The organism is Bradyrhizobium sp. ERR14, from assembly GCF_014198235.1.
Classification (GTDB): domain Bacteria; phylum Pseudomonadota; class Alphaproteobacteria; order Rhizobiales; family Xanthobacteraceae; genus Bradyrhizobium.
This window is the reverse complement of sequence record NZ_JACIHD010000002.1, coordinates 174,493-193,176: the sequence shown is the minus strand read 5'-3', so window position 1 is coordinate 193,176 and position 18,684 is coordinate 174,493. Positions and strand designations below refer to the sequence as shown.

Sequence of the window (18,684 nt, the reverse complement as noted above, 5' to 3'; positions counted from 1 at the left end):
GTTCGCCCTGAGTCCATGATTCAGCCGGCGTGCCGGGCCACCGGCATGGAGGAGCGCGCAGGAATCGTGATGAGCCACCGATAGGCGAAGAACAGCGCAGCGCCGGTGTAGAGCATCCCCATGGGCACCCACATCAAAATGCCCGCGAGCTGCTGATCCTCCAGGGGAGACAAGTCGAACTCGCCGGCAAGCGCGCCTTGGCCCGGAATCCATGTGCGCGTCGACAGCGTCAACAGCGCTCCGAGCACACCGGAATGAAGGACAGTGACGAACAGGCAAGCGATCGCGATGCCGTCCCGCAGCCGCAGGCTGCGTCCGACGCCGCGGCCATGGAAAAGCACCCACCAGAACAACAGCGCGGTGGCAAAGAAGCTGATGTGCTGAAGGCGGTGAATAGCAGTACTTTCCAGCGCCCTTGCATAGAGCGGCGGCGCATGCCAAGCCCAGAGCGCCAAACCATGCAGGGCCGTCGCGCTGACAGGATGGCTGACGGCAGCCCAGGGCTTGGCTACCATTGGCCAATTCAGGAAGCGACCTGCAGCCGGACGCAGCGAGGCGGGCAAGCTCCACATCACCGGCCCGTTGATCCGCGCGTAGGCCATCAGCGGCGCGCCGACCACCATCAGCAATTCGTGCTCGATCATATGCGCGGTGAACAGGCGCTCGCCGAGCCAATGCAGCGGCGAGGTGAGGGCGAGCGCGACGATCAGCCAGCCGGTCCAGAAGGCGCCGACCTGACGGAAGCTGACGCCGCGGCCGCCGCCGGCATGGCGCCAGAGCCGTTGTGTGCCGATGTAGAAGGAAATACCGACGACGTAGAGCGGCGCCAGGAGCCAGGGATCGGAGCTCCAGAGCGAGCCTGTGTCGACCTCGGAGATGCCGTGCGCTGACGCAGGCGTTGCCAGCAGGCCGAGCAGTATTGCCAAGAGGCTCAGCGCAGGCATGGGCTGATCAACAGCGAGGCCGCGAGCTGGTCCGCGATGACCAGCGCGAACAGAACGCCGGAGCCGACGCCGAGCCAGGCCATGAACGTCCGGGGGCCACCGCCATGCGCATCGCTCCATTCCGCACCGGCGCCACGACGGACGGCACGGGCGGATATCGCGGTGCCGGCCAGGGCAATGCCGGCGAGCACCGCGCTCATGATCGCACCGCTGAACCTGGTCGACTCGCACGAGAAATGCGCGAGCGTGTAGATCCCCTGCAGGTTGATACCCCAAGCCAAGGGGCCGAGCGCGACGCCGGCCCAATAAAGCAGTTTCGTATGTCGTTCCGTATCGGTCATAGGCGTGGTACCCAGTCGAGCAGCGCGTAGAGCGGCAGCCAAGCCAGCACGACGAAGTTCCAGTAAAACACGTTGTCGGTGACGTCGCTGAACTTGCGTGGCTTCGCGTGCCGCGTGAACATCAGCACCGTCAGCACCACGGTGTCGCCGAGATCGGTGACGAGATGTGTCGTGTGCAGCCCGAGGATCAGCCAGACGATCGATCCGTAGGCGGAATTGTCCCAGCGCGTGTTGAGATGGGCGAATTCGAACCCGCGCAACACCAGCAGGGCGATACCGATCAGCGACATCACGATCAAGCCTGTGCGTACCCTGGCAAGATCCTGCCGGTGCGCCGCGCGGTTGGTCATCTCGTTGGGGATGATACTGAGGAGATAGACGATGACCTCGGCCGTGCCCGGCCAGAGATCGGGCGGGGGAGCGCCAATCGGCCAGTTGGGGTTGACGGCGTAGAGATAAAGATAGGCACCGATGGCGAGGGCGAACCCCATGCCCTCCAGCGCCATGAAGCCCATGGCGCCCCACCACGGACCGCTTCGGGGACCGTAACCATAGGTCGGCAAGTCGCCGACATTGCGGACGATGGTCTGCCTCACTCCTCGTCCTCCTTGTGGCCGGCGGGCCAGAACCAGCCGATCAAGGCGACCGCCATTGGTGGGGTGCCCCACAGCACGGCCCACGGCGTAAAGATCGAGCCGATGAAGAAGACGGTCGTCGCGATGGCTGTCAGCAGAGGCCAGATGCTCGGTTCGGGAGACGCCTCGCGGACCTGCGGCTCTGCTTCGGCGAGCGACGTCAGCAGCACCTCACGGCGTTCCACACTCAGACCTGCGACCACCGGCATGCTCTCAGTGTCGAACCACAGGGGATCGCGATGCTTGACGACAGGAATGCGGTCAAAATTCTGCGGCGGCGGGGGTGAGGATGTCGCCCATTCCAGAGTCGAAGCATCCCAGGGATTGTCTCCCGCCAGCGTGCCGCTGCGAAGACTCTGGATCACGTTGACGAGCAGCAGCGCGAAGCTGAGCGCGAATATGAGGGCGCCGCCGCTGGAGAGTAGGTTCAAATGCGCCCAGTCCATATCCGCGGTGTAAGTGTAGACGCGCCGCGGCATCCCGATCAGTCCGAGGATGTGCATCGGAAAAAATGCGACGTTGAAGCCGACAAAGGCGAGCCAGAAATTCCAGCGTCCCAGCCTCTCGCTGAGCATCCGGCCGGAGATCTTAGGAAACCAATAATAAACGGCCCCGATCAGCGGGAAGACGGCGCCGCCGATTAGGACATAATGGAAGTGGGCGACGACGAAATAGGTGTCATGCACCTGGGTGTCGATCGGTACCGAGGCGACCATCACGCCCGACAATCCACCCATGACGAAGATCAATATGAATCCGATCACGAACAGAAGCGGCGTGCGGTAGACCGGGCGACCGTCCCAGAGCGTGGCCAGCCAGCAGAAGATCTGCAGGCCGCTGGGCACCGCGATCAGCATGCTGGAAGCCGTGAACAGGCCGGCGCCGAGCTGCGGCAAGCCCGTGACAAACATGTGGTGGACCCACAGGCCGAACGACAGGAAGCCCGTTGCGATCAGCGAGAGGATGACGACAGGGTAGCCGACTACGGGACGTCGGGCAAACGTTGCGAGGATCGCCGAGACCATGCCGGTGCCGGGGATGAAGATGATGTAGACCTCGGGATGGCCGAAAAACCAGAACAGATGCTGCCAGAGCAGGGGATGCCCGCCCGACGAGGAATCGTAAAAGCGCGTGTTGACGAGGCGGTCGAGGATCAGCGAGGTCGATGCGACCATGATGGATGGCATGGCGAACATCACCAGGAAGCTGGTGACCAGCATCGCCCAGACGAAGAGGGGAATACGGTCGAGCGTCATGCCGGGCGCGCGCTGCTTGAAGACGGTCACGACGATCTCGACGGAGACCGCAAGCGCAGCCACTTCAGTGAAAGTGATCATTTGCGCCCAGACGTCGGGCCGTTTGGTCGGTGTGTACTGCAACGAGGACAGCGGGACATAGGCGAACCAGCCGACATCCGGCCCCACGTTAAGGGCGAATGACAACCAGAGGAAGCAGCCTCCGAACAAGAACATCCAGTAGCTGAAGGCATTCAGACGTGGGAAAGCGATGTTCCGGGTTCCAACCATCAGCGGCACGAGGTAGACGGCGAAGGCCTCCATCACAGGCACGGCGAACAGGAACATCATCGTCGAGCCGTGCATGGTGAAGATCTGGTTGTACTTGTCCGCCGAGAGAAACGTGCTCTCGGGTTTGGCAAGTTGGACGCGCATGAGCACCGCGAGAATTCCGCCGAGCAGCAGAAATGCGAATGCCGTGACGATGTAGCGGCGTCCCACGACCTTATGATCTACCGACATCAGCGCGCCGGAAAAGCCGGATGGCGTGCGCCAGATGCTGTCCATGCGCGTCGAAAGCTGAAGGCCATTCAGCGAGTCATCACGCAACTCGCGTTGCTCGGCCACCATGCTCACTTGAGCTGCTCCAGATAATGAATGATCGCGATGAGCTCGCCCGACTGCAGCGGCATCCTCGGCATGTTGTTTCCGGGCTTGATGTGCTGCGGATCGGCAATCCAGGCGCCGAGGGCAGCCGAGGACATCGGCAGCGTTCCGGCTGCGACCGTCGTCCGGCTGCCGATATGCGTGAGATCTGGGCCGAGCTGGCCGCCGGCGAGCGTGCCGCGGATCGTATGGCAGAGCGCGCAGCCTCTTGCGCGAAACAGCTGCTCGCCCTGCTTGCCGAGCGGGTCGGTCGGGCTGGTGCCGCTCTGGTTTTCATGATCCCGCCAGCGCCCGTACTCATCGGGCAATAAAGCGAAGACGGCGAAGGCCATATGGGCGTGCTGAAGGCCGCAGAACTCAGCACACTGGCCGCGATAGACGCCGGCGTTTTTCGCGGTGAATTGAAGCTCGTTCTTCTGCCCTGTGATCAGATCCATCTTTCCGGTCAGGCTCGGCACCCAGAAGCTGTGGATCACGTCGGCGGATTCAAGCTCGACTTTCACCGGCTGGCCGGTCGGAATGCGGATTTCGTTCGCGGTCACGAAGCTCTGATGGGGGCTATCGTCCTCGTAACGAACTTCCCACCACCATTGATGCCCGATGATCTTGAGGGTGAGCGCATGCTCGTCCTTGGCGAACACGGTGCGCTGGCCAGCGTAGCTGACGATCGAGAGACCGAGCACGATGATGAGGGTGGCGAGCCCCAACCCGAAGACGACGTGACCACTGGTCCGTTCAAAGCCCTGGTGCAGCGCGAGGGGCTGGACGGCCGAGCGCTTTCGGCGCAGCAGGCCGACGCACAGCACGACGACGACTGCGGTCCAGACGACAGCTGCGACAATCAGGAAGATGAACAAAGTCTGGAGAATGTGGTTGGATTGAAGTCCCTGCGGATCGAGCGCCGACTGCCGGCCGGCGCAAGCGGCCAGCGGCAACGTCGCAAATGGCACCAGAGCCGTTCGCATCCGGACAGGCATCGATGTTCGCCGTGCTCCCTTGTTGGAGGGCGAACCGGTCAAACCTATGAAGGTTCCTATTGCAGCGAGGCGGCCGGTTTCTCGAGTCAGAAGGGCCAGCCCCTGGCTGCGATGAAGATTGCCCCGTCAGCCACGGCCATCAGGAGCAAGACAAGGACTATGGCAATCATCGCTCCGGGCTGGGCGATCGCGCGAAGGTCTTCGAACATATATCGTCCTCCGCGTTCGATCACCTTGCCATCAGCTTTTGTGGATCATCGCGGCGTTGCGTTGCTTCGATGTTACGGTCAAGCTGGGCGTTCGCTACGGCGCAAACTGCGAGCATGCTGCCGTGGTTCCTAAGCGCGGGAACGCGGCGGGGTGTCAGGAGAGTGCTGTGATCAGAATTGGGGTCATCTCGGAGACGCACGGGCTCCTACGGCCAGAGGTGGCGCATTGCCTTAACGGAGTCGCGCATATCATTCATGCCGGCGATATCGGTGCCGAGCAGGTGCTCGAAGGGCTTCGCAGGATTGCGCCTGTCACCGCGATTCGGGGGAATGTCGATATCGGCGATTGGGCGCGGGACTATCGGGATGCGGAGACCGTGCGTCTCTGCCGGTACGACTTCTACATCCTGCATGATCTGAACGAACTCGGGAGCAAACCTGCGCCTGAGGGCGCCGCTGCCGTGATTTGCGGTCATTCGCACCGGGCGAGCGTCAAGACGATTGACGGGGTTCTTTATCTCAACCCCGGGAGCGCCGGCCGCGACGCTTCAAGCTCCCGATCAGGCTTGCGACGCTCGATCTCGACGAGAGCGGCGAGCTTCGACCGATCGTGCACACGCTCGGTGGGTCCTAGCGGCGACATCGGGCGCTTGGACCAAGAGGTGTGACTTCAGGTCAGGAACGCTTGCGGTCGCCTTCCGTTGTCGGCGTAAACTCCGGAGCCGCTCCCGGGCCGATCTGGCCCCCCTCATTTCGTCGACCGTGCCGAGAACTCCGTCAAAAATTTCGGCAAGCAGGTGCCGATGCAGCGCGCCGGAAAGCCCTCCGAGCTTGCGGTAGGGGTATTTGCCCGACGAGCCAAGCTGGATTCGAAAAAACCGAGGGATGTCGCGGACGGCCGCCAATCCATTGATTCCATTGTCCCCGGTTACTGTGCATCGGGTTGTTTTCGCGCTTTTATTGCTGCAAGCCGATCGATAGGAACCGCACGGACAGGGAACGGTTGCTTCGAACCTGCCACACGAGGTTTCCCATGGACCTGAAAGACGCTTCCGCAATGACCGAAGCATCCGGCCTTTCTGATGATCCCAGCGTTGGAAACGCCTCGGTAGCAACCGGCGCCCGGAGAGCGGAAACGCCGCGGCATGGACCACCTGCGAAGGCAGCCACAGCGCTCATCGCCCAGCAACTGCGGGACATCGCCATGGCCGCACCGCTCCGGTCCCTGGCCGCGGCATTCGTGATCGGCGTTATGGTCGCGCGCCGACGCTAGGCATCCGATGCATCGTCGACTGCATCCTGTCGCTCGCCGGGCGGCGAACCGATGCGTCTTCGATCGGTAGATCGTTGTGCCACGACCGAGCAAGCCGAGTTAGGAACATCTCTCCCGGCGACATGTTTTCGAGGCAGTCAGGGAGAACAGCATGGATCAAAACGACCAGACCATCGTTCGGTCACGGCAGAACAGCGCAGTCGGCTGGATGGTCGGCGCAATCTTCGTCATCGCGGTCGTCGCGGCCGTCTTCTTCTACAATGGACGCGATGTCGGTCATCAGACCACCACTACGACTCCGAACAACGCCCCGAGCGTCACGACGGGCTCGGCCTCATCCAGCAAGTGAACGCGCGCTACGCCGTTTCGAGACCCGAACTGAAAGACGAGGAAGAATTCCCTTGGGGACCGCGCCAGCAAGGGCGCCTTCCGCAATCAGTGAGAACGCTGTCACGATCTCGGCTGCAATGGGGCCGCTCCTCATAGCATCGGGTTGTGGATCGTCGTCCTGTACGGGGGAGCGCCAATACTGTTCTCGATCACGCAAGCCGCGCTCGCCGCGTTGATTCAGCGAAGGAACCTCGCGGACTTGTCGTGCTTATCAGCGGAGGAGGGATTCGCCCCGGCGAGTGAAAATACAGAGCTTCGGCAGCAGATGGCCAGCGCATCGCTGGCGCAAACTGTCGAAGTGGTCGCGATTAGCCGATACTCAACCCACGATCCCCCACAGAGTTGCAGGAAGTCGTGGTGACCCAACCGGACCGAAAAGGAAATCGAGAAGCGCACCTATGAAATATGGGAGCGGAAAGGCAAACCTGAAGGCAGGCGACGAAGAATTCTGGCAGTTGGCGGACCACGAGTTGCGAAATGAGGACAAGTCATAACTCCTCGGCACCCCAGACAGCCTGTAGAGAACAGCCTGTAGAGAGGAGAGCGCTTACCGAATGTCTCATTTCGCAGCAGCCGAAACCATATTGCTGTACTTTGTGCTGCCCCTTTGGCTATTGGCCGGCTTTGCTGATTACCTTTGCCATCGCGCTTCTCGGATTGAGATAACGAGCGGTTATAAGGAAACTCTGCTTCATCTATTGATGTTGATCGAGCTGGCGATACCTATGCTGGCGGCGATTTTTTTGGAGATTAACGCTCTTATTATCGCGACTATGATCGCGGGCTTTGTTACGCATCAGCTGACAGCCCTCTGGGACACAACATTCGCTAGCCATAAGCGGCTCATCACGCCCATCGAACAGCAGGTCCATAGTTTTCTTGAACTGATGCCCCTCATGGCGATGGTCATCGTAATTATCTTGAACTGGCCGCAATTCCTTAGCCTCTGGGGGATGGGGTCTGAGCCCGCACGCTACGAACTCGTCTTGAAGCGAGAGCCATTACCCTGGACCTACGTGGCTGCATTCTTATTCGCAGTCCTGCTGTTTGAAGTCCTTCCCTATATGGAGGAATTCGCTCGAGGTTTGCGATCGCGGAACAGGGCTTAGCTCCGAACGCGGAGGACCATCAATGAAGGTTGCTGTCATCGGAGGAACAGGACTATTGGGATCCGCGATCGTGGCTTACCTATCCTCGCGCGGCCATTCAATTGTTTCTATGAGTAGAAGCGTGGATTTTGGGGGTCCGAGTGCTATCTCGGTCGACCTTAACCAGGCAACGTCTCCGTCTTATTGGCTGCCCCACCTCGATGGCGTAGAGGCCGTAGTGAATTGCGCCGGGGTACTCCAAGATAGCCCAAAGGATTCCACGTCAATGGTCCATCATCAGGGCATTGCGAATCTTTTTGCCGCCTGTGAGCAACTCAAAATCCGCCGCGTCATCCATTTCTCCGCAATCGGGGTAGACCGGCAAACTCCCAGCGCGTTTTCAGAAACCAAATTATCTGGCGACAAGGCCCTGATGGGCCGTGACCTCGACTGGATCATCTTGCGACCGTCTGTCGTGATCGGTCGGGCGGCCTATGGGGCCAGCGCGCTCATGCGGGGCCTGGCAGCCCTTCCGGCTTTGCCGGTGATGCCGAACACGGGACAGCTCCAGATCGTCCTGCTTGAGGACGTCGTGCAAACCGTGCAGCATTTTCTGGAGCCCGGTGCGCCCACACGGACAATTGTCGAACTGGTCGGCCCGCATCGCCATTCTTTCCCCGAAGTCATCGCACTGATCCGCCGTTGGTACCGTTGGCCTCCGGCGCACGAGATCCGCTTGCCGAACTTTGCTTCAAGCGTGATGTACAAGTTCGGTGACATTATATCGCTTTTGGGCTGGCGGCCTCCCGTACGGAGCACTGCCGAGCGGGAGATTAGGCGAGGCGCGGTCGGCGATGTTGGAGACATGCGGCGGCTTGGGCTGCATCCAAAAGGACTTCCGGAGTTCTTCGCCTCCGAACCAGCTTCAGTGCAGGAACGCTGGTTTGCGCGGATGTACTTGCTTAAACCAGCGATATTTATCGTGTTGTCTCTATTCTGGATCTCGACCGCCTTTGTCTCGCTGGGGCCGGGCTGGGGCTACGGTCTGGGTCTCATGGGCGAGGGCGGTGTCGAAGGAACGAGTGCGGCGCTCACGGTGATCGCCGGCGCATTATCCGATCTGCTGATTGGACTCGCGATTGCCTATCGACCAACCAGCCGGTACGGGCTCTATGCCGCCATCGCGATCTCCTTCACTTACGCGATCATCGGGACCATCCTTGTGCCGCGCCTATGGGCCGATCCTCTGGGGCCGATGTTGAAAATCTGGCCGATTATCGTCCTGCATTTCGCCGCGCTAGCTGTTCTTGAAGATCGATGATGCTGTACTTCGTTCTCAAATACTTACATATCGTCGGCGCTGCGGTCTTACTTGGCACAGGATCCGGCATTGCGTTTTTCATGCTTGCAGCTCACCTCGGCGGAAAGCCCTCCGTCATCGCGGGCGTCGCCCGAATTGTCGTGATTGCGGATTTTATCTTCACAGCCACCGCTGTCGTTGCACAGCCCGTCACAGGCTCGCTGCTTGTGCTGCACGTCGGCTACTCCTTCTGGGAAGGATGGATCATTTGGTCGATCGTGCTGTATCTCATCACGGGGGCACTATGGCTGCCCGTTGTTTGGATGCAAATCCGCCTGAGGGATCTTGCCTCAATCGCAGCGGCAAAAGGCTCGCCTTTGCCGCCTGAATATCACCGAATGTTTTGGCTGTGGTTCGCCTTCGGCATTCCAGCGTTCACTGCCGTAGCCGCTATACTCTGGCTGATGATAGCCAAACCCCAACCTGCGGTTTTTTGAAAGATGGGAGCAATTGCCGAGCTAGACTCAGGATTTCGGTTTTTCTATGCCAATTTGCTGCAGCCGCCGCGACACGCGCAGACCTGGCACTGGGGCATCACGACCATTGGGCCGCCCGACAACACGGCTGCCGACGAGGGACTCACCCGGTTTTTCTCGACATTCGCCAGCTTCTTGATCGCGAGGAATAGAGCCGCGCGGCAGCGGCGCTAGCGTGTTGATCGCAATGCCTATCGAGGGGGAGGGGAGGCGGTAGGAACCTACGCGGCCGCGAAGGCTTGGCACCTCACCAAGGGTCCGGTCGAGGTACAGGATGAGCGAGGCACCGAAGTGTGCGACACGCCTCTCGAACCAGCCACCACGTGCGAAGATGACCTTTGCTGCGGGAGGCAACGGTTTACCCGACCCAAAGCTCTTAGCTCGAAGCGGACGATGTTTGGGCCAAATCGCCGGCCAGCCATTGTCCCGCGACGTACCCGATCTCCGTGAGATATTGTTTCTTCAGTCCGGGATCGTGGACGCTCCCATGCGCGCCCGCCGCCACCCTGTTGGTGGCCGAACCGAACAGCGGATCCATCGCGCGAAACACGATCCACATCAGACAGTCTTCGATGAGATCGAATGGCTTGCCGGTCACGTGCGCTTTCAGATGCGTGACCAGTCGCTGAGTTTCTGGCAGCGTCGGCTTCAATGCGTTCAGCCGCGCATCAAGCAAAATCTTGTCGGCATCGTAGGTGGGGCCGGGTTCCATGGCGATCAGATAGTGGCCGGAAGTCAGGTTGGGCGCATGGGCGGTGTTCGAGAAGCTTCGTGGCCTCGTCATCACATCTCTGACGGCGCTGGCGCGCCGCTACGCCGCACCATCCGCCCACGAAAGGCCAACACCGAAGCATTGCGCCGATTCCGGGCAGACGATGATGTGACGATTCAGCCAACAAAAGAGTCCATAGGAGAGGCGGCGTACGCCCGGCGGCAAAGCGTCGGGTTGGCTGTTCGAGGCTCTCATGCTTGGTCGTAGCGGCGATGCGCGAGGGCTGCTGCCGCACGCTTCTCGTAGTAGGGCATTCCCAACCGACGTGCCGCCTCGTAGGTCTGAATGAAGCAGTCCTCCGCGTCTGGCGCATCGCCGGCACTCCGCAGCGTCTCGGCTAACTCGAAAAGGGCTTCCGTCTTGTGTCCGTACTCTTCGTCGGCCTGGTCGACGGCCTTGCGTCCGACACGGATTGCATCTTCCAGCCTTCCGATGGTGCGATAGGCGACACCCAGGCCGATCCGCATGAAGGTCCTGCCGTAGGTGCCGGCTGCGTCGTAGATGCGGTCGTCGAAGCCCCTTTCGAGCAGTGCCGCAGCCTCGAAGGCTTTGCCATTGCGCGCGAGCGCGCTACCGAGCACTCCGGTGCACATGGCCAGCGTAGTCGGCACCTTGTAGGTCAAGCAGTGCTGCACAGCCGCGCGGAGCAAAGCTTCCGCCTTGTCGAGCTCCCCTTCCTCGATCCAGATTTGCCCCTGGACAGTGTCGATCAGTACACGTGAGTACGGGTGGTTGACGTTCGATAGAATTTCATAGGCCTTCGCGCAAGTTTTGTGCCCACCTCCGCGATCGCCGAGACGCCACAGCGTGCTGGCATAGAACGAGTACACGCTGATGATCGGGATGGCAGCCCATCCGGGTGGGACAGAGTGCTCGGCCAATTCGGGCTCGTAGTCGGCGAGCACGATACTGGCTTCCGCGGCTGCCTCGGTATACCGCCCGAGCGCGTGAAAGTTCATCAGGCGTGTCTGATGCGCCCCCATCATCATGTGGCGCCGTTGCGCAAGGCGGGCGGCGTCCAGCCCTCGTGAAGCGTGTTGCAGACTTTGGTTGAAGCGCCCGCGCATCCAGAGAAACAACGCCGTTTGGTTCGAAACCGATGCGCGTGCGGGTTGGTCGTTCAGTTGGGCCGCGATGGCTTCGGCGCGCTCCATGTTCTTGAAGATCTCGTCGATCTGCCCGAGCGCCATCATGGCGCCGATGGCTTCCAGCCGAAGCGCAAGTTCCAGGGCTTGTGCCGTCGACTCGTCCCCGGCGTGACGGGATGCTTCAACGCCCAGCTCGAACAGTTGCAGGGCCTCCTGATTGGCTGAGCGCGAGATGGCGCGCACCATCGACCTGACCGCGAATCTTGCGGCATGCTCCCATTCCTCGCCCTTGAAGGCGTGATGAGCAAGCGCTGGCGCGGCATCCGCGTCGCCAGCACCTGGTTGCGAATGCAAGACCAGAAAGGCCTGTCGGTGCAGCGCCTTGAGGCGGCCGCGGGTAAGGGTTCCGAGCACGACATCCCGCACCAGTGCGTGACGGAACAGGAACGCGCACGACTTGGATGAACTGCGCTCTTGATCGGGTGTCGTCAGCAACCCGGATGAGAAGCAAAGACCTAGCAATTCTTCCGCACGCGCAAGATTCACCCCCTGCATGTCCGCGATCAGTTCCCGCGTGACGGGGTCACCCAGAACGCTGGCGGCCTCCAGTGCCGACTTCGCGGCGTCCGGCAGCCTGTCGACCCGCGCACTGATCACGGCGGCGATGGAGCCCGGGACCCGCAACTCTCCGAGAGGCCTTCGCAAACGGTATGCGCCCGGGATCCCTTCGAGCGATCCGTCATCGATCAACGTGATGACCAGTTGCTCCAGAAAGAAGGGATTGCCGTCGGCACGACGGATCAGCTCGCTGGTCACGTCGCGCGCGGAAGGATCATCGCCGAGCAAAGCACGGGCGAGGATGAGCATCTCGCCGTCTCGCAGGGGGCCGACCAGATGTTCTGCGAACCACGGAGCCTTTCCCCATTCATGCTGGAAATCCGGCCGATAGCTGACACAGACCAAGATCCGAAGCCCCTGGAGCTTGGGAAGCAAAGCCTCGAACAGCCGCTGGCTTTCGCGATCGGCCAGGAAGACATCCTCGAGCACCAGCACGAAAAGGCCTGCCTGCAGACGACGGCGGACGAGCCACAGCAGGGCGTCGCCGATGCGGCGCCGCCTTTGTGACGGATTCAGTGCCAGCCATGCTTCTGCTGGCGCTTCCAGTCCGAGCAGGTCACTCACCGCGGCCAGATGCTCTGCACCTTCGGCGGGCCACTTCGCGACCAGGGCCTGCATCGCAATTTGCTTCACTTCGGTCACGCCAGTTCGGGGCAGGCCGATCATGCTCGCGATCAGGTCGGCGGCGGTGCTGTAAGCTCTCGTGCTCGCATACCCCCAAGCCTGGGTGATGCAAACGTCCACACCCTGGGTCAAGAGCGCGCCCGTCCAGTCGGCGATCAGTCGGGACTTCCCGATCCCCGCATCGCCTCGTAGTGCGATCAAGCACATCTCGCCCTTTTGAGCCATCGCGACGGCCCCCTCCAACACCTGCAATGAACCTTCGCGTCCGACGAGAGGCGCCCATCGCTGCTTTCTCGTCAAAGGCGCGGCCGCCGAACTTTCGGTTCCGACTACGATTTCATGGAGCTCGATCCGGGCAGCCAATCCTCGTACAGTGCGCTCCCCGACTGGCCGCGTGTCGATCTGCTGCGCTACCAGGCGTTGCGTCGAGGCGCTAATCAGTATGCCGCCCGGGGGCGCCAACTTCTCCAGCCGCGACGCGATGTGGATGGTCTTGCCGTCCGCCCCGTAGTGTGACCACTGGTACTGCCCGACGATGCCTACCAGCACCTCACCGGAGTTGATGCCGATGCGAATCTTGGGGCTGGGGACGCCGCGCGCTTCGTAGCCGGGAATGGTGGCCCGCTGCATCTTGAGCCCAGCCATGCAGGCCCGCAAGGCATGATCTTCCTGCGCCAACGGAGCACCGAATAACGCAACAAGACCGTCCCCGAGCAATTGGCTGATGGTGCCTCCAAAGGTTTCGACCGCGTCGACGAGTTGGTCGAGTGCCTTGCCGAGGTATTCCCGAGCCTCTTCCGGGTCTACATGCTGCAACAGGGAGGTCGAGTCGCACACGTCGACGAACAGGGCGCTCACCTGCTTGTTCTCCGTCAACATCTGCGCTGTCCGCGACCTGGAGCGATGCTGTCGTCGAAGAGATGACTGATCGCGAGCCGATCCGCCGGGAGGTGGGAGCGGAGAAGGCTTTTCGGCGGTACCTTTGAGGCTGGCGCCGCATTGCGGGCAGTACCGGTGCTTGCGGGCGACGCTGGTTGAGCAAACGGGACACGTAGGCATGGCTGGGCATACTCATCGAGGGCTTCAACGAAAAAACGGACGCGCATGGGCGTGATCATCGTTTCCTTCAGGAGATTCTCGGTCGTGTGGTCTTCTATTGGCCGTTCATCGGCAGCCTAGGCATCAGAGCGCAATCACGGAATCTCTCAACGTTCCCCGATGCTGAAAAGAGATGATGCATTTTCGGACTTCGCGAGAGCGAACCTGCACAGGGCGCAATAGCGGGAGAGCCCAGCGCGTTTTCGTTCGACGAAATTCGAGCCGTTAACTTTCAATAGATTACGAACATTCTCCGACGCCTATAAATATAATGGGACCAAGAAATATAGCCCGTCTACCTTTCGAGCGGATCGAGCACAAGCGCTGCTGTTGAACGTCTCTAACGAGATTGTCGCGGGGGCATGCTTATTCCGACCGCAAGACGTCGACCATTCCCTGGCGCGAGAGGTTTGATCCGAACATAAGGAGGCTCCCTTGGATCAACCAGCGACAATATACGCTTCTACCAACGATTGAAAAGAGTAAGTTGCTGGGGCGCTCTTATAAGCCCTTACCTACGGCCTCCGACTTCTTGAGGTCCCACGGAAGCTGCGTCAAATGGGTCATGTGGCTGGCCTGCCGAAATCGCGAGCGCATAGGCGGCAATGCCATTGGTTGGGAAGTGTGCGCCGCACCACGACCGATGCGCATTCTTAGCTGGATTGCTGGATATCCTGACCAACCAACGGGCTATCTGGGGTTTGCGAAGCTTTGCGTTGGTCGAGGGCACGGGGGGCTCGCGTCCGGGGGATGTCTCGGGCTTTCGCCCTTCGACAAGCACTAATTAGGTGGGATGCAAATAATCGATGCCGCAAAGCTAATTACCTATCTTCGTAATGCTCACCGGGGAGACCTGACGGAAGTGACGGAAAGTGAGTACGTCGTCGCTTCGCTGGTCCGCGGAAGCCCATTCTCAATCCGCCTTAGGGTCGCCGCGATAAAAGCTGGTCTGGTGGGAGCAGCCGCAGGGAGAACTCAGGGCCGGCTTGTATCGCTTGCCCAGGTTGTCTGGCTCTGCTCGAGTCGGGTTGCACGCGTCCGGACTAGCCCGTCAGGAGGAATTAAGCGGACACCGAATCGCAGCCCTTGGGATAACAGATTATCTTTCCGTCAAAAATTGCGCTCACGCGAGGCAGCTGAAGGAGCAGGCCGCTTTCGCAACGTGGCCCTTCTCTTTCCGAATATTGAGTTTCGTATCTCGCCCGCGACGAAACACGGCAAGGGCATCAACCTGCATCTATTGGTATCCCAGACGACCCAGAGCACGTGATTCATATTGAGGAAGCTCTTGGGCAGCTCTGATTTGAGTATAAGGCTGATCGCAAGTTCTATTGCACCGAACCGTCCTTGATCGCCCTCGGACAAGCCTTTGATGAGCGGCTTACAGACAGGCGTGCCGCCCTTGCGGAAGGCGTGAACCAGTTCAAAGTTGAGTTTCGTCAATTTAAGCATTGGTATCGAAATCAGCCTTGCTGAAGAACGCTTTGATCGCTCTTGATGCCGGCGAGCAGGATGGAGCAGCCGGCCTTCAGCACGACAGCGGTTTCGCGGCATTGCGCGAGGAGCTCTAACCGACGTGTTAACCGCGTTAACCTCGAAATTCTGGTCTCCGGCTGGTGAGGGGCGAGCACGTGTCAACCGTCACGTTAACTCTGTCAACCGTGTCAACCTAACTTTTGGAGTGCTCCGGCTAGCGCGAGAGCGGGGTGCAATTACCCGCGAGCGATCTAAAAAGCCGGAAGGACCCGTGGCGCACCCCTCGGCCCAGATGCGTTGCAACATCCTGCGAGCCAACTTTTCTTTAATACTGCGACTGGCCGCCTCAAGCATTGTGGCTGATCGGCGCGCGGGTTCGACTCCCGTCCTCTTCATTTCGGATGCTGCCGGCCTTGTAGAAAGGCCAAGCGCAAGTCAGCGCCCCGATATCCAATGGAAACGCATCCGCTGAGCACGGTCCGGTCGGGCGGAACTCACGATGCATCCTGCTCGTTCCCACCCTTCTGTTGTTTCGTCGTCCGGCCATGACCCGAAAATCAACCCTGCCTAATCGCCTGCAGCCCATGCTGGCCACGCTGACCGGTTCACCGTTCGACGATCCCAATTGGGTATTCGAGGACAAATTCGGGCTTGCTCACAGACCGACGTTCGATCGAGTGCCACAGCGAGCCTTGAGCTGAATCAAACGATCGGCGGCTGTGAGTGCTGTCCTAATTAAGACATCGGGATTGGCAAATTAGGACCCCCAATGTGGGTGCCTATTTCGAGTAATATAATCCTCAAGCGGCCAGCGTTAAGATTAGAGGGGTGTTCGGGCTCAAAGCCCTCCAGCCCCGAGCCCGCAGCGCAGGCGGCCTCGCCATTGGTAACAGCGTTGGCGGGGCCGCTGCTCCATGGAGCACTCTCAGGGAGAATTGGACGCCGCCTTACGTCTAGAAACCAAATTGAAAGAGGCCGCCAACTCAGGCGACCTTACTTGCTAATGTGGGGATACGAGCGCGGCCGCTGAACGCCACCAAGCAGCGGGCGGCTAGGGACCAGAGCGTTATGGCGATCTCTCTAATGACACTCAACGCCATGCGCTGCACCACCGTTCCAAGCCGCAATTTTAGAAAGTAGACGCTCGTAACCGCTCCGGCGATCAGTAACGCGCCACCAAACATCGCAATGGCAAAACAGACGCGTGCCGGGATTGAATACGTATCGAAATGAGGCTCTCTGAGCATGCGGCTCCTCCTGGTTGGAGTGCAACCGGCGGTTCTCTCAGTGGAACCAGTGAATTCCCTTTATGGGACGGAGTCGAGTCAATTCGGTTCCGCGGTGCATCGATCATGTTCATCTGACCGAAACGTTCGCATTCGCCAAGCGGAAAGGTCTGGCTGATGCCTCCACACCACTCGCATCCCGTGCTGCACGCGAACTTAGTCGCGGCTACGTGGTGTCCGTAATTCTACGGCCGTTGCGCACCCGCAATCTTTGGCATCTACTTCAGATTGATTTTATGACGATCCGATTTTCAGACGAGGGCGCATGAGCGTCAAAGCCATGATGGCAGCCATCCTCCACGACCAGATGACAGCGCGCGGCGTGGATTCGCTATCGCGCTCCGACTATGAGGAAATCGTAGAACTGCTGATCGAACAGCTCAGAGAGCTGGAGTTTAGCTTGGCTGCTCGCGAACTAGCTGACAAGGGGCCTCAGTAGTCCCATATCGAAGGTCTGACACCGCGCCTTCATGATTGGTCAACGGCGACGACTCAGCGTATCGACCTGCCTGTGAAGTATGCTGATAGCCGCCGTTACGCAGATCCCGAAGTCGCAGCCCGCGAGCTGATGGAAATCGCCGCCGCCATCGAGCCTGTTCAAGACGGCCGCATCCATATCGAGAAGATCAACGCGCCGTTCATGTATCAGCGCGGCGGCAGTGGCCCGGAATTCGGCGCTGGCATCAATCTGGCGGTCGAGCGCGGCTGGCTCGAACTGCACGAGAGCGGCACCTACGTGCGGCTGAGCAACAGAGAGGCTCTCGACTGAGGGGCATCAGTTCATTTTGCGGCAGAGACTCTTGATAATCTGCCGCAGCTCGTCCGCGTACTCTTCCATCACACGAAAGTGCCTCCTCAGTGTTCGGAAGCGTTTCCTTCCTCGTGGCTGTTGCGAAACGTGGTCATGCAGCTAAGACCCCAGCAAAGAAGGCGGCGAAAAAGCGCAAGGCTGGTTAACGTGCCCCGCGCTCGTCCTTCAGCCCTGTATTCCCACCCGTAGCATATCCGCTCCCACCGGAAAGGACTGGCTCCACGGATCAAGCATGACGGCTACCGGATGGTGGTGATCCGCGAGCGCGACCGCGTGCGCCTGAAAACCAAGGACGGGTACGACTGGACCAAGCGCTTCCCGTGGATCGTCAAGGTCGCGCGCAAGATGCGGCAGAGCCACTTTGTGATCGATGACGAGGCGGTGGTACTCGGTGTCGATGGCATCTCCGACTTCGATGCCCTGCATTCGCGACAGCAGGACTACGAGGTGCAGCTCTACGCCTTCGACATGCTGGCCAGCGATGGCGACGACCACCGCAAGCTGCCGCTATCGATGCGCAAGGCAAACCTCGCGCGGCTGCTGGCACGCAGGCCGGAGGGCATTTTCGTTGCGGACTATGAGCAAGGTGAGATCGTTCGGGGCCGCTTGCAAGATGGGCCCGGAGGGCATGGTTTCCAGGCATCGCGAGCGCGCCTACAGTGCGGGGGTGTTGCACGCACTGGGTCAAGGTCAAGAACCCGAAGCATCCGGCTTACAAGCCGTTGCAGGATCAGTTCTGACAAGGTCCCCGGCACCAGACATCGGACAGCTCGCCGGAAGCACCAGCGGCCTCCGCAACACCACGAGGCGATCGACGCTCAGGCCGTTCATGGCCGTCATCTTGTGCAGCCACGCTGACGTTTATAAATTTCATTATCCGTCCGTCATTGTTGAACCTTTGGAGGAATTCCGGGACCCACGTCCATTGGGGCTGGGAGCGGAGATTTCCTATGACCAAGCATCGTACGATCACTGGGTTTGTAGCTGTTGCTCTCGTTGCTGCCGCGACCACCGCAGCCACCATTGGGTCACACTCGTCCTCTGCCGACCGTGCCGCCTCGAACACGATGGCGATCGGAGAATTAACATCCGCTGCAGGCATGCTCCCGACTAGTGAATTCGATGACCAATCCGTGGTGTTTTCGACTAAGCGCTAGCTAGGGCATGTCCGCTTAAACCCGCACGGCAGTCAGGGCGCGTATGAGGTCCGCTGTGCCCCTGATAGCGGCGCAATATCGGACCTCACCAGAGATCCGAGTTGGGCCAAAATGCGAAATCGCCGACGTCCCAGCAAATCCGTCAGGGCAGCTGTCATTT

Annotated in this window: 17 protein-coding genes and 3 pseudogenes; 12 read left to right on the top strand and 8 right to left on the bottom strand. The window is 60.3% G+C overall.

Annotated features, from left to right (window positions below):
- Positions 1–20: 20 nt before the first annotated feature.
- Genes GGD62_RS07175 through coxB form a run of 5 tightly spaced genes read right to left on the bottom strand, consistent with a single transcriptional unit; the run spans position 21 to position 4,786 of the window.
- On the bottom strand, positions 21–944 hold the full coding sequence (locus GGD62_RS07175) for a cytochrome c oxidase assembly protein (RefSeq protein ID WP_092258765.1): 924 nt from the start codon (positions 942–944) through the stop codon (positions 21–23).
- Entirely contained in the window at positions 932–1,285 is a 354-nt protein-coding gene (locus tag GGD62_RS07170) for a hypothetical protein (protein ID WP_092258769.1), read from the bottom strand. The genes GGD62_RS07175 and GGD62_RS07170 overlap by 13 nt, the downstream gene beginning before the upstream one ends.
- Positions 1,282–1,881, bottom strand: coding sequence for a cytochrome c oxidase subunit 3 (locus GGD62_RS07165; RefSeq protein WP_092258772.1), 600 nt, complete (start codon positions 1,879–1,881; stop codon positions 1,282–1,284). Before GGD62_RS07165 ends, GGD62_RS07170 begins: the two co-directional genes overlap by 4 nt.
- A complete protein-coding gene (gene ctaD / locus GGD62_RS07160; protein ID WP_177237235.1) occupies positions 1,878–3,785 on the bottom strand; it encodes a cytochrome c oxidase subunit I in 1,908 nt (635 codons plus the stop codon). The genes GGD62_RS07165 and ctaD overlap by 4 nt, the downstream gene beginning before the upstream one ends.
- A gap of 2 nt (positions 3,786–3,787) precedes the next feature.
- Positions 3,788–4,786, bottom strand: a complete 999-nt coding sequence (gene coxB / locus GGD62_RS07155; RefSeq protein ID WP_246800022.1) for a cytochrome c oxidase subunit II — start codon at positions 4,784–4,786, stop codon at positions 3,788–3,790.
- Between the two features lie 388 nt (positions 4,787–5,174).
- On the opposite strand from coxB, the pseudogene GGD62_RS07150 reads away from it, so the two are divergent.
- The 8 genes and pseudogenes from GGD62_RS07150 to GGD62_RS07120 all read left to right on the top strand — a co-directional run bounded on the left by GGD62_RS07150 (position 5,175) and on the right by GGD62_RS07120 (position 9,555).
- Positions 5,175–5,641, top strand: a pseudogene (locus GGD62_RS07150) (metallophosphoesterase family protein).
- 87 nt (positions 5,642–5,728) lie between these two features.
- A pseudogene (locus tag GGD62_RS41805) lies at positions 5,729–5,843 on the top strand (NAD(P)-dependent oxidoreductase); the annotation flags it as partial.
- A gap of 197 nt (positions 5,844–6,040) precedes the next feature.
- Entirely contained in the window at positions 6,041–6,280 is a 240-nt protein-coding gene (locus GGD62_RS07145) for a hypothetical protein (RefSeq protein WP_183707742.1), read from the top strand.
- Between the two features lie 151 nt (positions 6,281–6,431).
- Positions 6,432–6,629, top strand: a complete 198-nt coding sequence (locus GGD62_RS07140; RefSeq protein ID WP_183707740.1) for a hypothetical protein — start codon at positions 6,432–6,434, stop codon at positions 6,627–6,629.
- Positions 6,630–7,052: 423 nt separating this feature from the next.
- Positions 7,053–7,151 carry a DUF2934 domain-containing protein gene (locus GGD62_RS40745; protein ID WP_312014256.1) on the top strand — a complete coding sequence of 33 codons (99 nt, stop codon included), beginning with the start codon at positions 7,053–7,055 and terminating at the stop codon, positions 7,149–7,151.
- 73 nt (positions 7,152–7,224) lie between these two features.
- Positions 7,225–7,779, top strand: a complete 555-nt coding sequence (locus tag GGD62_RS07130; protein WP_092258792.1) for a hypothetical protein — start codon at positions 7,225–7,227, stop codon at positions 7,777–7,779.
- 22 nt (positions 7,780–7,801) lie between these two features.
- On the top strand, positions 7,802–9,079 hold the full coding sequence (locus tag GGD62_RS07125; protein WP_179737346.1) for an SDR family oxidoreductase: 1,278 nt from the start codon (positions 7,802–7,804) through the stop codon (positions 9,077–9,079).
- Positions 9,079–9,555: a DUF2269 domain-containing protein gene (locus tag GGD62_RS07120; protein ID WP_092259296.1), complete on the top strand. Its 477-nt coding sequence runs from the start codon at positions 9,079–9,081 to the stop codon at positions 9,553–9,555. Before GGD62_RS07125 ends, GGD62_RS07120 begins: the two co-directional genes overlap by 1 nt.
- A gap of 415 nt (positions 9,556–9,970) precedes the next feature.
- On the opposite strand, the gene GGD62_RS07115 is transcribed toward GGD62_RS07120, so the two are convergent.
- Both GGD62_RS07115 and GGD62_RS07110 read right to left on the bottom strand, forming a co-directional pair.
- Positions 9,971–10,378, bottom strand: coding sequence for a hypothetical protein (locus GGD62_RS07115; protein WP_092258800.1), 408 nt, complete (start codon positions 10,376–10,378; stop codon positions 9,971–9,973).
- A gap of 179 nt (positions 10,379–10,557) precedes the next feature.
- Complete coding sequence (locus tag GGD62_RS07110; RefSeq protein ID WP_246800006.1) at positions 10,558–13,575, bottom strand: adenylate/guanylate cyclase domain-containing protein; 3,018 nt, start codon at positions 13,573–13,575, stop codon at positions 10,558–10,560.
- Positions 13,576–15,815: 2,240 nt separating this feature from the next.
- Between GGD62_RS07110 and GGD62_RS40740 the strand changes: the two are divergent.
- Positions 15,816–15,917, top strand: a pseudogene (locus GGD62_RS40740) (DNA ligase); the annotation flags it as partial.
- Positions 15,918–16,253: 336 nt separating this feature from the next.
- On the opposite strand, the gene GGD62_RS07105 reads toward GGD62_RS40740, so the two are convergent.
- Positions 16,254–16,517, bottom strand: a complete 264-nt coding sequence (locus tag GGD62_RS07105; protein WP_183707736.1) for a hypothetical protein — start codon at positions 16,515–16,517, stop codon at positions 16,254–16,256.
- Positions 16,518–16,821: 304 nt separating this feature from the next.
- Between GGD62_RS07105 and GGD62_RS07100 the strand changes: the two genes are divergently transcribed.
- From GGD62_RS07100 to GGD62_RS07090, 3 genes are all read left to right on the top strand, one after another.
- The gene (locus GGD62_RS07100) at positions 16,822–16,995 is read left to right on the top strand and encodes a hypothetical protein (protein WP_183707734.1); all 174 of its coding nucleotides are present in this window, start codon (positions 16,822–16,824) and stop codon (positions 16,993–16,995) included.
- Positions 16,996–17,124: 129 nt separating this feature from the next.
- Entirely contained in the window at positions 17,125–17,325 is a 201-nt protein-coding gene (locus GGD62_RS07095) for a hypothetical protein (protein ID WP_210317759.1), read from the top strand.
- A 288-nt stretch (positions 17,326–17,613) separates the two neighbouring features.
- Complete coding sequence (locus GGD62_RS07090) at positions 17,614–18,225, top strand: hypothetical protein (protein WP_312014250.1); 612 nt, start codon at positions 17,614–17,616, stop codon at positions 18,223–18,225.
- Positions 18,226–18,684: the final 459 nt, after the last annotated feature.